General features: G+C 71.0%; 12 protein-coding genes. 10 read left to right on the forward strand and 2 right to left on the reverse strand.

Features of this window, described 5'->3' with window-relative positions; all coding sequences use genetic code 11:
* The first annotated feature begins 299 nt into the window (after positions 1-299).
* Positions 300-1,097, forward strand: coding sequence for an SAM-dependent methyltransferase (locus ACQP1N_RS20310; protein WP_067793881.1), 798 nt, complete (start codon positions 300-302; stop codon positions 1,095-1,097).
* 221 nt (positions 1,098-1,318) lie between these two features.
* On the opposite strand, the gene ACQP1N_RS20315 is transcribed toward ACQP1N_RS20310, so the two are convergent.
* Positions 1,319-2,041 (reverse strand): FadR/GntR family transcriptional regulator, encoded by a 723-nt coding sequence (locus ACQP1N_RS20315; protein WP_433225959.1) that lies wholly within the window; start codon positions 2,039-2,041, stop codon positions 1,319-1,321.
* Positions 2,042-2,114: 73 nt separating this feature from the next.
* Here ACQP1N_RS20315 and ACQP1N_RS20320 point away from each other — a divergent pair, with 73 nt between their 5' ends.
* The 9 genes from ACQP1N_RS20320 to ACQP1N_RS20360 all read left to right on the forward strand — a co-directional run bounded on the left by ACQP1N_RS20320 (position 2,115) and on the right by ACQP1N_RS20360 (position 12,691).
* On the forward strand, positions 2,115-2,867 hold the full coding sequence (locus ACQP1N_RS20320; RefSeq protein ID WP_067793882.1) for a gamma-glutamyl-gamma-aminobutyrate hydrolase family protein: 753 nt from the start codon (positions 2,115-2,117) through the stop codon (positions 2,865-2,867).
* Positions 2,864-4,219, forward strand: a complete 1,356-nt coding sequence (locus tag ACQP1N_RS20325) for an aldehyde dehydrogenase family protein (RefSeq protein ID WP_084262469.1) — start codon at positions 2,864-2,866, stop codon at positions 4,217-4,219. The genes ACQP1N_RS20320 and ACQP1N_RS20325 overlap by 4 nt, the downstream gene beginning before the upstream one ends.
* A 43-nt stretch (positions 4,220-4,262) precedes the next feature.
* On the forward strand, positions 4,263-5,453 hold the full coding sequence (locus ACQP1N_RS20330; RefSeq protein WP_433225962.1) for an iron-containing alcohol dehydrogenase family protein: 1,191 nt from the start codon (positions 4,263-4,265) through the stop codon (positions 5,451-5,453).
* Between the two features lie 11 nt (positions 5,454-5,464).
* Positions 5,465-7,189, forward strand: a complete 1,725-nt coding sequence (locus tag ACQP1N_RS20335) for a flavin-containing monooxygenase (RefSeq protein WP_433225964.1) — start codon at positions 5,465-5,467, stop codon at positions 7,187-7,189.
* The gene (locus ACQP1N_RS20340; protein WP_433225966.1) at positions 7,186-8,589 is read left to right on the forward strand and encodes a glutamine synthetase family protein; all 1,404 of its coding nucleotides are present in this window, start codon (positions 7,186-7,188) and stop codon (positions 8,587-8,589) included. The genes ACQP1N_RS20335 and ACQP1N_RS20340 overlap by 4 nt, the downstream gene beginning before the upstream one ends.
* Positions 8,589-9,539, forward strand: a complete 951-nt coding sequence (locus tag ACQP1N_RS20345) for an alpha/beta hydrolase (protein ID WP_067793886.1) — start codon at positions 8,589-8,591, stop codon at positions 9,537-9,539. Before ACQP1N_RS20340 ends, ACQP1N_RS20345 begins: the two co-directional genes overlap by 1 nt.
* 105 nt (positions 9,540-9,644) lie before the next feature.
* Positions 9,645-11,195 (forward strand): APC family permease, encoded by a 1,551-nt coding sequence (locus tag ACQP1N_RS20350; protein ID WP_084262471.1) that lies wholly within the window; start codon positions 9,645-9,647, stop codon positions 11,193-11,195.
* Positions 11,196-11,471: 276 nt separating this feature from the next.
* On the forward strand, positions 11,472-11,633 hold the full coding sequence (locus ACQP1N_RS20355; protein WP_433225968.1) for a hypothetical protein: 162 nt from the start codon (positions 11,472-11,474) through the stop codon (positions 11,631-11,633).
* A gap of 554 nt (positions 11,634-12,187) precedes the next feature.
* Positions 12,188-12,691, forward strand: coding sequence for a hypothetical protein (locus ACQP1N_RS20360; protein ID WP_433225970.1), 504 nt, complete (start codon positions 12,188-12,190; stop codon positions 12,689-12,691).
* Here ACQP1N_RS20360 and ACQP1N_RS20365 read toward each other — a convergent pair.
* Complete coding sequence (locus ACQP1N_RS20365) at positions 12,682-12,912, reverse strand: hypothetical protein (RefSeq protein WP_433225972.1); 231 nt, start codon at positions 12,910-12,912, stop codon at positions 12,682-12,684. The two genes, ACQP1N_RS20360 and ACQP1N_RS20365, sit on opposite strands and share 10 nt — an antisense overlap.
* Positions 12,913-13,158 lie beyond the last annotated feature (246 nt).

Here is a 13,158-nt window from a genome sequence, read left to right on the forward strand (position 1 = left end):
CGCACCATCGCGGCCGGAGCCAAGGGCGCGGCCGGTGGCGTGCACAGGCCCCTGACCGGAGCCGAGCGCGAACGGGAACAGCGGTGACGGCCCGCGAGACTGGCTGAGGGCGGGAATCAGCGGTAGGAGCCGATCTTCGTTTCGGTTCGGTGACAGGGCGGGTTTGGCCTGGTGACGAGTTGGCGGATACGAGTTGGCGAGTGCGGCGGCATCGGGATATGCGCGCAGTCTTCGGGGCCCGTAATGTTGGAGAAGAATGTCGGGCGACCAGTTCGACTCGCCACTGTGCAGGAGCCTCTATGGGCGCGGATAAACCCGTCATCGACACATCGGTGCCGCATTCGGCGCGCATCTGGAACTACTGGCTGGGAGGCAAGGACAACTACCCCGTTGACCGCCAGGTCGGCGACCAGATGATCGGCGTGTTCCCCGACATCGTCGCCTCTGCCCGCGCTGATCGGGTGTTCCTGGGCCGGGCAGTCCGTCTTCTGGCCGGTGAACGAGGGGTGGACCAGTTCCTGGACATCGGCACGGGCCTGCCGACCGTGGACAACACCCACGAGGTCGCCCAGCGCGCCAACCCCGCGAGCAGGATCGTCTACGTCGACAACGACCCCCTCGTGCTCGCCCACGCCCGCGCTCTACTCACCAGCGCTCCCGAAGGCGAAACCGCCTACCTCGACGGTGATATCCATGACCCGGCCACGATCCTGCGCGAGGCGAGCCGGACGCTGGACTTCTCCCGGCCCGTCGGGCTGACGCTGCTGGCGATCGTGCAGTTCATCCTGGACGACCAGGAGGCCTACGCCGCCGTGCGCACTTTGATGGAGGCGCTGCCGCCGGGCAGTTACCTGGTACTCAGCCACGGCACCAACGAAATCAACACCCAGGCGTCCAATGCCGCCGTGGACTACTGGAATGAGCACGGCACCCCGCCCATGGTCCTGCGCACCGCCGCCCAGATCGCCCCCTTCTTCGACGGCCTGGAAATACTGGACCCCGGCATCGTGGCGTGTTCCCAATGGCGCCCCGAAGCCAACGTCTTCGGGGACCCGGTACCGGTCCCCCACTACTGCTGCGTCGGCCTCAAACCCTGAACACGCCCGACCAGCCAGGTCGGTTCTGCCGGGTCTTGAGCCGCAGCACGCGGTTGGGCCGGGTGCCTGCTTCGGCGAGTGGCCGGTCGGGAGAGAACAAGTGCCAGCCCAACTCCTCCGCCGGCTCCTGGGGTGTGCGACGGCGCCCCAGGAGCCGGCGGCGCGCTGCAGGGTGCTGGGCACCCAGTGGAAGAGTTCGCCGCGACTCTGCCGCCGTGGGCTCAGTCCTGGCCTTCGGCGATGTGCGCGAGAGCCGTCAGCACCTCGGTCCGGGCCTCGCCGATGTGCGCGGCCATCGCCTCGGCGGCGGCGTCCGGGGCCTGCCGTTCGATCGCCTCGATGATGGCCTCGTGGCCGCGGATCGACGAGTCGTGGAAGACCTCGAAGTTCCGGAGGTCGAGCCAGGCGAAGGCCGCCGCCCGGGCCTCCTCCACGGCCCGCCGGAGCATCGAGTTCCGGCTCATCCGGGCGATCGCGAGGTGGAACGCGGAGTCGACCCGGCGGAACTCGTCCACACCGCTGCTGACCCGTAGCGCGTCCTGGCAGGCGAGCAGGTCGGCGATCTCGGCCGGGGTGCCGCGCTCGGCGGCGAGGCGGGCTGCCATGCCCTCGACCGCGAGCCGGAACTCGAAGGCCTCCCGCACCTGTACCTGGTAGTCGCCGTCCGCGCAGATCGCCTCGGGACTCGTGGCGGCCGACGCGACGACGGTTCCGCCGCTGCCGCGCTTGGTGACGAGCAGGCGCTCGCCCTGCATGATCCGCAGCGCCTCGCGAACGGTCACCCGGGACACCCCGAGACTCTCGGCCAGGGTTCGTTCCGACGGCAGTCGTTCCCCGGGCAGCACGACGCCCAGCGCGATGGCGCGGCGCAGCCGGTCCACCACGGCCACGTACGCCGGCGGCGTCTCCAACGGGGCGAGCAGGATGTCGTCGTTCACCGTCATGTCTTGCATTCTAGCCGCCTCTGGTCCTAGGGTCCGCTGGTATGCAAAACAGACCACTGATCCATGTGGTGCCATGAGGCCGGTCATCGGGGTGTGCGGCGTGCCGAGCATCGCGTCCTGGGGTTTCTGGACGCAGCCGGCGGTGCTGGTCGCCGAGACGTACCTGACGGCGGTCCGCGACGCCGGCGGACTCGCGATCATCGTTCCGCCGACGGCGACCGCCGAGGCCGACGCGCGGCGCCTCCTTCCGATGGTCGACGGCGTGCTGCTGGTCGGCGGCTCCGACGTCAGTCCACGGCTCTACGGGCGGCCCGCGAGCGAGCGGACGGAGGAGACCGACCACCGTCGCGACGAGTTCGAACTGCACGTCGCCTCGCTCGCGCTGCGATCGGACCTGCCCGTACTGGGCATCTGCCGGGGGCTGCAGATCCTCAACGTCGCCACCGGCGGCACCCTGCACCAGCACCTGCTCGACGAGAAGTTCGCCGAGCACCGGCCGGTGCCGGGACGCCTCGACGCCTCGACGACCCACGGGATCGAGGTCGAGAGCCGCAGCCTGCTCGGGGACCTGGGGCTGGCCGGGCTGCGCGAGGTCAACTCCCACCATCACCAGGGCGTCGCGGAGCTGGGACGCGGCGGGCGGGTCATCGCCCGCTCGGTCCCGGACGGCGTGGTCGAGGCCGTGGAGTGGACCGGCTCGCGGTTCGCGCTCGGCGTGCAGTGGCACCCCGAGGATCCGGTGACGAGCGAGCTGTTCACAGGCCTGATACGAGCCGCGGCCGGATCCGTGCCCGGCCATTCGAACATCCACCGGAGGAACCGTTGATCCACACCGTTGTCGAACCGGCGACCGGGCAGCCCATGGCCGAGATCGAGCGGTCGAGCCTCTCCGACGTCGACGAGGCGGTCGCGCGGGCCGGCCGGGCTCAGCGCGACTGGTGCGCGGCGCCCCCGGCCGAACGGGCCCGCGTCCTGCTGGCCATCGCCGCCGGGGTCGAGGCCGAGAGCGAGACGCTGGCCCGGCTGGAGGCCCGCAACGTCGGCATGCCGATCGGCGACGCCCGGGGAGCGGTCGCCGGTGTCGCCGCGACCTTCCGCTACTACGCGGCCGCGCCGGAACGCCTGCTGGGATCGACGATCCCGGTCGCCGGCGGGATCGACATGACCTTTCACGAGCCGATCGGCGTCGTCGGGCTGATCACACCGTGGAACTTCCCGCTCTCGATCGCCTCCTGGAAGATCGCCCCCGCACTGGCCGGCGGCAACGGGGTGGTGCTCAAACCGGCCGAGCTCACCCCGCTGACCGCGCTGGAGCTGCGCCGTCTCTGCGTGGCGGCGGGCCTGCCGGACGGGCTGTTCGGCGTCGTGGTCGGCTCCGGCTCGGAACTCGGTGCCCACCTCGTCGAGCACCCGTCCGTGGGGAAGATCGCGTTCACCGGGTCGACCGCCGTGGGACGGGAGATCGGCCGCCGGGCCGCGGATACGATCAAGCGGGTCACACTCGAACTGGGCGGCAAGTCCCCCTCCGTGATCTTCGACGACGCCGATCTGGAGGCCGCGGTGGACGGCCTGGCCGGCGGCGTGTTCGGCAACGCGGGCCAGGACTGCTGCGCGCGGTCGCGCGTCTTCGTCCAGCGCCCGGTGCTCGGCGAGTTCCTGGCCCGGCTGGAGGTCCTGACCCGTGGGATGCGCGTCGGCGACCCGCTCGATGAGACCACGCAGATGGGTCCGTTGATCTCCGAGCGGCACCGACGGCAGGTGGCCGGGCACGTCGAGGGGGCACCGGTCGCGTTCCGGGGCGATGCCCCCGAGGGGCCGGGGTTCTGGTTCCCGCCGACCGTGCTGTGCCCGATCGACGACGCCCACCCGGCGGCCCGTGAAGAGATCTTCGGACCGGTCGTCTCCGTCCTGGTCTTCGACGACGAGGCCGAGGTGATCCGGCGCGTCAACGACTCGCCCTACGGGCTCTCGGGGTCGATCTGGACCCGCGACGTGGGCCGTGCGCTGCGGCTCTCCCGCGCCATCGAGTCGGGTACTTTGGCGGTCAACTCCTACACATCGGTGCGGATCAACACTCCCTTCGGCGGGTTCAAGCAGTCCGGGCTGGGCCGTGAGCTCGGTCCCGACGCGGTCCAGGCCTACACCGAACTCAAGAACGTCTTCGTCGCAACCACCTGAATCAGCGCCGTTCGGCGTGTTCTCGCATCAACGGAGTTCTCACGTGTCGCAGACCATCCCCGCGTTCAACAACCACCTTCCGGTGCGCGTCCACTTCGGTGAGGCCGGCGCACTGCGGCTGGCCGAGATCATCCGCGATCTCGGCGCCACCCGCGTGCTCGTGCTCCTGGACGAGGGCATCGAGGACCACAACCCCGCGGTGGTCGACGCGCTGTCCGCCCTGGAGCGATCCGGACTCGACGTGACCCGCGTCGCCAAGCCGGCCGGAGAGCCGACCATCGCGATGGTCGATGCCGCGACCGACCGGATGCGGGAGGCGCGGGCGGACGTCTTCGTCGCGATCGGCGGCGGGTCCGTCATCGACACGGCGAAGGCGGCGCGGCTGTGCGGTCAGCTCGGCTGCACCTTCGGGGAGTTCCTGGACTCCGAACGGCGGTACCCCGAGGCCGTGGTCCCGCTGATCGCCGTCCCCACCACCGCCGGCACCGGGTCCGAGGTCTCGGGCGGCGCCGTCGTCTCGGACCCCGGTAACGACCGCAAGGCCGGCATCGCCCACCCGCACCTGCGCGCGCAGTACGCGGTGATCGATCCCCGGCTGACCTGGAGCATGCCGGGCACCATGACGGCCAACACCGGGATCGACGCCCTCGCCCAGGCGATCGCCGCGATCGTCGCGAAGGTCCGCACTCCGATCGGCGACGCGATCGCGCTGGAGGCGGTGCGCCTCATGGGCGAGTCGCTCGCCGCGGCCCACCGCGACGGCGACGACCACGTCGCACGGTCGAAGACGGCCTGCGCCAGCATGATGGCCGGCCTGGCCATGAACATCTCGGACTGCACCGCCGAGCACTCCCTCGGGCAGGCGATCGGCGGCCTGACCGGCGCCGCGCACGGCCTGACGATCGGGCTCGTGCTCGCCGAGACGCTCGACCGGGAGCGGCGGTTCGTGCCCGAGCGGCTCGAACGGGTCGCCGACGCGCTGGGGGTCCCCGAGGACGGCACAGGGGACGGCTCGCGCGCCGTCATGGCGATCCGGGACCTCCTCGTGGAGCTGGATTTCCCCGTACTGAGCGATCTCGGCATCACCGAGGACGACCTGGACCGGCTGACCGACCTCGCGCTGGAGGACCACTTCCTCACCATGTCCCCGAGCCCGTGGAGCCGCGAGGAGGTCCGGGGGGTCTTCGAACGAGCACTGGAACTCCGGTCGCGGCAGCCCGTGCCGGCCACCTGAGGAGCACTGACATGAGCGACGCACGACAGCCCGCCCCCGCCCCCGCCCCCGGCCCCGGCCCCGGCCCCGGCCCCGGCTCCGGCTCCGGCTCCGCCGAACGATTCGACGTCGTGGTCGTCGGCGCGGGCTTCGCCGGCCTGTACATGCTGCACCGCCTGCGCGGACTCGGCATGACCGTACGGGTCATCGAACGCGCCGACGACGTCGGCGGGACGTGGTACTGGAACCGGTACCCCGGTGCCCGGTGCGACATCGAGAGCATCGACTACTGCTACTCCTTCGACGACGCCCTGCTGCACGAGTGGCGCTGGAGCGAGCGCTACGCGGCCCAGCCGGAGATCCTCCGCTACCTCGAACACGTCGCCGACCGCTTCGACCTGCGCCGCGACATCGCCTTCGGCACCAGCGTGCTCGGTGCGGAGTGGGACGAGGCCGGCCACGTGTGGCGGCTGCGGTGCGACGACGGCGAGATCGTCACCGCGACGTACTGCGTGATGGCCACCGGCTGCCTGTCCACGGTCAAGACCCCCGACTTCCCCGGGCTCGGCTCCTTCCAGGGACGGTGGTTCCACACCGGGCAGTGGCCGCACGAGCCGGTCGACTTCACCGGCGGGAAGGTGGCCGTCATCGGGACCGGGTCGTCCGGCATCCAGGCGATCCCCCTCATCGCGCGGCACGCGGAACGCCTCTACGTGCTGCAGCGCACCCCCAACTACAGCATGCCGGCGCACAACCGGCCGCTCACCGAGGCGGAGCTGCACGACGCGCTCCGTGACCATGCCGAACGGCGCCGTCGCTGCCGGGAGTCCGAGAGCGGCATCCCGCTGCCGCCCCCGACCGACGCGACGCTCGACGTCACGCCCGAGCAGCGGCGGGCCCGGTACGAGGAGGGCTGGCGGCGCGGCGGGATCAGCGCCCTGTCCGCGGCCTTCACCGACTTCTTCACCGACGAGAAGGCCAACCGGCTCGCCCAGGACTTCGCCCGCGCGAAGATCCGCGAGATCGTGCGTGATCCGGAGGTGGCCGAGCTGCTGTGCCCGACCCACCACATCGGCACCAAGCGGACCTGCACCGACACCGGGTACTTCGAGACCTACAACCGGGACGGCGTCGAACTCGTCGACGTCCGGTCCGACCCCATCGAGGAGATCACGCCCACCGGCGTCCGTACCCGGGACCGGCACATCGACGTCGACGTGATCGTCTTCGCGATCGGGTTCGACGCGATCACCGGGGCGCTGACCGAGATCGACATCCGCGGCACCGGCGGGCGGGCGCTGACCGACACGTGGGCGCACGGCCCGCGGACCCTGCTCGGCCTGCAGACCGCGGGCTTCCCGAACCTGTTCATGGTCACCGGGCCGGGCAGCCCCTCGGTGCTGAGCAACATGGTGGTCTCCATCGAACAGCACGTCGACTGGATCGCGGACTGCCTGGCCCACCTGCGCGAACGAGGCGTGGACCGGATCGAGGCGACGCCTGCCGCACAGGAGCGGTGGATGGCGCACGTCGCCGACCTCGCCGCGCACACCCTCTACCCGAAGGCGAACTCCTGGTACGTCGGGGTGAACATCCCCGGCAAGCCGCGCACCTTCATGCCCTACGTCGCCGGGTGCGGGCAATACCGCCGCGAGTGCGACGAGATCGTCGCCGCGGGCTACGCGGGATTCACGCTGGGGCAGGACGCCAACACGCGGCAGGACCGCGACACGCAGCAGGAAGGCGCACGCACATGACCGACATCCACGCCGACCTCCGCTCCGCCACCGACCTGCCCGCGGCCCTCGAACGGCAGGGGATCGAGACGGTCGTCCTGGGCGGCTCCGACACGCACGGGGTGATGCGCGGGAAGCGGCTGCCCACCCGTCAGCTCGCGCGCGTCCTCGAACACGGGCTCGCCCTGTGCGACGTGTTCTGGGTCATGCACGTCGACGAGTCCGGCCTCGTGGCCAGGCCGGACGGGCACACCGGGTACTTCCCCACCGAACGGCAGGGGTTCCCCGACATCCTGGCCCGGCCCGACGTCGACACCCTCCGCGTCGTGCCGTGGCTGCCGGACACCGCGCTGATCCTGTGCGACTGGCACCTGCCGCACGGCGCGGGACCGGTGCCGATCTCGCCGCGCGCAGTGCTGCGCCGCGCCGTGGACCGCGCCCGCGACCTGGGCTTCGATCCGCTCAGCGCACTGGAGCTGGAGTTCTATCTGCTGCACGAGCCACCGGGGACGCACCACCGCAAGCGCGCCGCCGAACTCGTTCCGCTACAGGAACGGCCGAGCACCTACGGGGTCGTCCTCGGTTCCCTGCAGGAGGACGTCGGCGCGCTGATCCGGAACCGGATGCTGCGGTACGACCTGCCGATCGAGGCGTGCAACCCGGAGACCGGCCCGGGGCAGTTCGAGATCAACCTCCGGTACGCCCCCAGCCTGCGGGCCGCCGACCACGCGTTCCTGTTCAAGTCCGCGGTCAAGGAGGTCGCCGCCCAGCAGGACCTGCTCGCGACCTTCATGGCCAAGCCGAACGGCGACTGGGCCGGCAACAGCTGCCACATCCACGTCAGCCTCCGCGACGAGCGGGACGGCGGCGCGTTCTTCGACGCCGCCGCGCCCGACGGGATCTCGACCACCATGCGGCACTTCGCCGGGGGCGTGCTGGCGACCATGCGCGAGTTCACCGCTCTCATGGCCCCCACGCCGAACTCCTACCGGCGCTTCGTCCCGTACTCATGGGCCGGGACGACCGCCACCTGGGGGATCGACAACCGCTCGGTCGGGCTGCGGGTCATCACCGAGGGCGACCGGGGCACCCGCCTGGAGCACCGCCAGCCGGGCGGCGACGTCAACCCCTACATCGCCACCGCGGCGCTGCTCGCCGGCGGCCTGCACGGCATCACCAACAAGATCGAACCGCCGCCGCTCACCGACGTCGACGTGTACGGCCGGCCGGCGGAGGAGGCCGAGTGGCTGCCGACCGCGCCGGCCGAGGCGGTCGACCTGCTGGCCGGCAGCCGGACCGCCCGCGAGTGGCTGGGCGACGACTTCGTCGACCACTACGTACTGATGAAGCGCGCGGAACTCCACGCCCAGTCGCTGGCGGTCACCGACTGGGAAGTCGCGCGCTACCTCGAGGCCATGTGATGACCGGCCGGCTGCACCCGGAAGCCGTCGCGGCGCTTCGGGCCGCCGCCGCGCGGTCCCGGCCCGGCGTCCACCTCCTGCCGGTGGCCGAGGCCCGCGCGCACTTCGAGGCGGAGTCGGCGGAGACCGCGCCGGGCCCGCGCCTGGCGGCCGTCACGGACCTGCGAATCCGCCCGGACCTGCCCGCCCGGCTGTACCGGCCGACGGTGGCCCGCACCGGGGTGGTGGTCTACTTCCACGGTGGCGGGTGGGTGCTCGGCAGCGTCGACTCCCACGACGCCCTGTGCCGTACGCTCGCCGCCCGCAGCGGCTGCGCGGTACTCGGCGTGGACTACCGGAGGGCGCCGGAACACCCCTACCCGGCGGCCGTCGACGACGCCGCGGCCGCCCTCGGATGGGTGGCCGCGCACGGCGAGGAGCACGGCCTCGACCCGGCCGCGACGGCCGTGGCGGGAGACAGCGCCGGCGGCAACATCGCCACCGCCGTCGCCGTCCGCTGCCGCGCCGCGTGTGGGATCCGGCCGCGCCTGCAGGTGCTGTTCTACCCGGTGACCACGACCGACCTCGACCTCGGCGTCGACCCCGGGCACGACGGCCTCGTGCTGAGCCGGGAGGAGCTGGCCTGGCACCAGGACCTCTACCTGCCGCGTCGGCACGAGCGCCGGCACCCGGAGACCTCTCCGCTGGACCACGCCGACCTCACCGGCCTGCCCGAGGCCGTCATCCTGGCCGCCGAGTGCGACCCGATCGTGCCCCAGAGCCGGCTGTACGCCGACGCCCTGCGGGCGGCGGGAGTCGGCGTCGAGCTGCACGTCCACCCCGGCATGATCCACGGCTTCGCGCAGTATCCGGACAGGTTCGCGGCCGCCCGCGACGCCCTCGACCGGGCCGGCCGAGCCGTCCACCGGGCACTGTCCGAGGCGCCGGACCGCCTGCCGTCTCGTCGCTAGCCGCCGACCGTCATGGGGCCAGGAGCGGGCCAGGGTCCCCGAACAGCAGGAATCCAGGACGTGACGCCCAACCCCCTGGGGCGCCACCAGCGAGAGGGAACACGCATGACAGAGTCACACCCCCGCCGGGTCCACGGTGACCTCGCGGCCTCCCCGCACGGCGAGATCACCCCGGCCCAGGTGGCCGAGGACGCCGGGCTCCGCCAGGCGGCCATCGACTGGAAGCAGGTGGCCATCCTCTCCGTGGCCGGCTGCGGCCCCGCGTCGGTGATCGCGCTGAATCTCCAGTTCATGGGCCAGTTCGCCGGATCGGCGCTGGTCCTCGCCTTCGTGCTGGTCTGGCCGGGCATCCTGCTGCTGGTCAACACCTTCGCGGAGTTCTCCAAACGCCTCCCGACCTCCGGGGGCCTGTACACGTGGAACTCCAAGGCGTGGGGACCGAACGTCGGCTTCGTCTACGGCTGGACGTTCATCGGCGCCTACCTGGTCTTCTCCGCGGCCGGATTCGCGGTGTTCGGCGGCTGGGTGGAGCAGTGGCTGCAATCCCAGTTCGGCCTCCACGTCCCGTGGTGGATCTTCACGTTCCTCGCCCTGGCGTACGTGTGCGTCCTTGCCTACCTGGGCATCGCACAGTCCCTGCACGCGGCGCTGACCCTGCTCGGCTTCGAGATGGTCGTGCTCATCGCGCTCGCCGTCTGGGTGATCATCGACGGGCCGAAGTCGGGCGGCGGCTTCGACCTGACCCCCTTCCACGTCTCCTCCGCCGGCGCGCTCGGCTGGGGCGGCGTCGGCCTGGCGATGACCTACGCGGTGCTCTCCCACGTCGGGATCGAGGAAGGCGCCACCCTCGGTCTCGAGGTGCGGGACCCCAAGCGAGGCATCCCGCGGGGCCTGTGGGTCGCCGCGATCGTCGTGCCGGTCTTCTACGTGCTGATCTCCTACGCGATGGTCTACGGCTACGGGATCGGCAAGATGAAGGCGTTCGGGGAGGACTCCGCGCCGCTGCAGACCATCGCCCAGACGTACTGGGGCAAGTTCGGGCTCTTCATCGTGGTCCTCGCGACCGTCAGCAGCATCCTGGCGTTCAGCCAGACCGCGTTCATCGCCGGTGCCCGCGTGCTCTACACGCTCGGCCGGGAGCACGTCCTGCCGTCCGCCCTGGCCAGGGTGTCGCGCCGCCGGACCCCGGTGGCGGCCATCGCGGTGATGGGCGTGATCTCGATCGCGCTGGGCGTGCCGCTGGCGTTCATCACCGGCCCCTTCAATGTCTGGGGGTACTTCGGCTTCCTGATCTCCATCGCGTTCCTGGTGTCGTACATCTTCACGAACCTCGGGCTGATCCGGTACACCCGCCGGGCCGGGTATTTCCACTGGTTCCGGCACGGCGTGCTGGGCCTGCTCGGGTCGGTCGTCTTCCTGTACCCGCTGTACAAGACGGTCTGGCCGCTGCAGGACGGCATCTACGGCATCCTGCCGTTCGTCTACCTCGGCTGGATCGTCATCGGCGTCGGCCTGATGCTGTACACCCGCAGTAGGCGTCCGGAGGTCATCGCACGCATCGGCACGTCGCTGGCCGAGGGCGACGACTCGATCCCCGAGCCGCACGCTCCGCACGCCGGGCGGGAGGAACGTCCGCGGTCGCCGAAAGAGAGCTGACCGCCGGGCGCGCGGTAAGCGCCGGCGACGGCTCATGCCCGCCGTGGCCGTGGCCGGGCAGGTCCCGGCCACGGCCGCACGGTATGAGCACGCCCCCCGGGCGACGGCGCCGGCCGCTGGAAACTGCAAGCAGACCGGCAGCAAGGGCCGAGCCCTCCCGGCGGGCATGCAGACGCTGATGCCCCCGGCCCACTTGAAGAACGGGAAACCTTCTCGCAGCTCGACGCCGGGTTCGGAGTCGGCACCGCCCCCGCCCGACGCTACGTCAACGAAACGGTGACACTGCTGTCGGCCCGATCACCCGAACTCACCCAAGCGCTGGCCAAGGCCAAGAGAGACGGCCTGCTCTATCTGCTCCTGGACGGCACGCTCATCCCGATCGACCGAGTGAGGGACGACCGGCCCTTCTACTCCGCAAGACACAAGAACACGGCATGAACCTGCAGGTCATCGCTACCCCGGACGGAACCATCGTGTGGGTGTTGGGACCGCTGCCCAGCTCCGCCCACGACCTCGAGGCCGCCTGGGTCTGGGGCCTGGTCCGCGAACTGGCCGCCTCCGCCGCGCTCCTCACCAACCGTCCACCCCAGGCGTCGACATCCGACATCGGAACCCGGAGCCATAAGAGAGCGGCCCCATTAACTCAGCAGATAAATCTCCCAAGGCAGAGGCACCTGAACGACTGCCAGCGGTGAGCACTCAACCAGCCACGAGACCCTGACATGGCGATGAGCCTCGATGAGGGCCGCAGCCAAAGAGTGCCTGTGAACCACAAGGAAGCGGCCTCCCCCGCCAGCCGAGGCCATGATGTGTGCCCTGCTCCCCCAGTACGCGATCCTCGCATTCAACTGCCGCCCGCAACATCGGCCGCCGAGCACGCCGCGGCGGCCTAGCTGGGGCGGCACGTCGTCCCCGGAGACGATGAAGCCGCTGATGAATCGGCTGAGGTGTTGGCCGGCCTGTCCACATACCACGTTCCTAACCTCAAGCGGATGGAGACCACCATCAACCCGACCACCGATCCCGCTGAGCTGCGCGAAGCCATGGTGAGCACGCTCACCGACGCGGACTACCTGCGCACCCCCGCGATCATCGGCGCCTTCCGCCATATTGAGCGCCACCGGTTCATCCCCGGCACTGACCCGCAGGACGCCTACATCGACGATGCGGTGTCGATCAAACACGACGCCGTCGGTGAGATAATCTCCTCCATCTTCGCGCCCTCCATCGTCGCCACCCAACTGGAACAACTCGGCGCGCAGCCCGGCCACAAGATCCTGGAAGCCGGGGCTGCGACCGGCTACGACCCGGCACTGCTCGCGCACCTGGCCCCCCGGTTGGCCAGGTGCATGTCGAACATCACCGGAGCCTCACCGACCCGGACGTCGGCGGGTCAGCCCGCGTGGCCGGTCAGTGCCCGGGCAGTGAGTGCGCCCGGCCGTGACCACGCCGGCCACGGCCGGGGCGAGAGCAGCCCGCACGGCGTTCATCGGTGACCTCCGCGCAGCAGCCGCAGGCTGTTGACGGCGACGAGCACCGAACTGAATGACATAGCCGCGGCAGCAAGCATCGGGCTGAGCCGGCCGAGCACAGCAAGCGGGATGGTGACCAGGTTGCAGGCGAATGCCCGCGCCAGATTCGCGTGGATCGTCCGGGCCGCGCGGCGGCCGCGCGGCGCACCGACCGGATGCTGGGACGCCGCCTCCACGGCCGCCACGCCCGCGCCGGTCGGGCGCAGTGTCGAGGTCCTCCGCCGGAATGGGGCCGTGGTCAGCGGTGGCCGCTTCGAACAGTCGGCGGTGCTGACCGGGTTCCTGCTAATCCTCGGCCCGGCGCTCCCGCTCACGGGCCGGGAACGGACCATGGCCTCGTCAGGCGGCGACCTGGTGGTCCGCAGATACGGCAGCTGTAGATCGTGAATTTGGGGATGTCGCTGCTGGTCAGCGGGGCAGCTTGAGATGAT

The organism is Actinomadura formosensis, from assembly GCF_050948385.1.
GTDB lineage: Bacteria > Actinomycetota > Actinomycetes > Streptosporangiales > Streptosporangiaceae > Spirillospora > Spirillospora formosensis.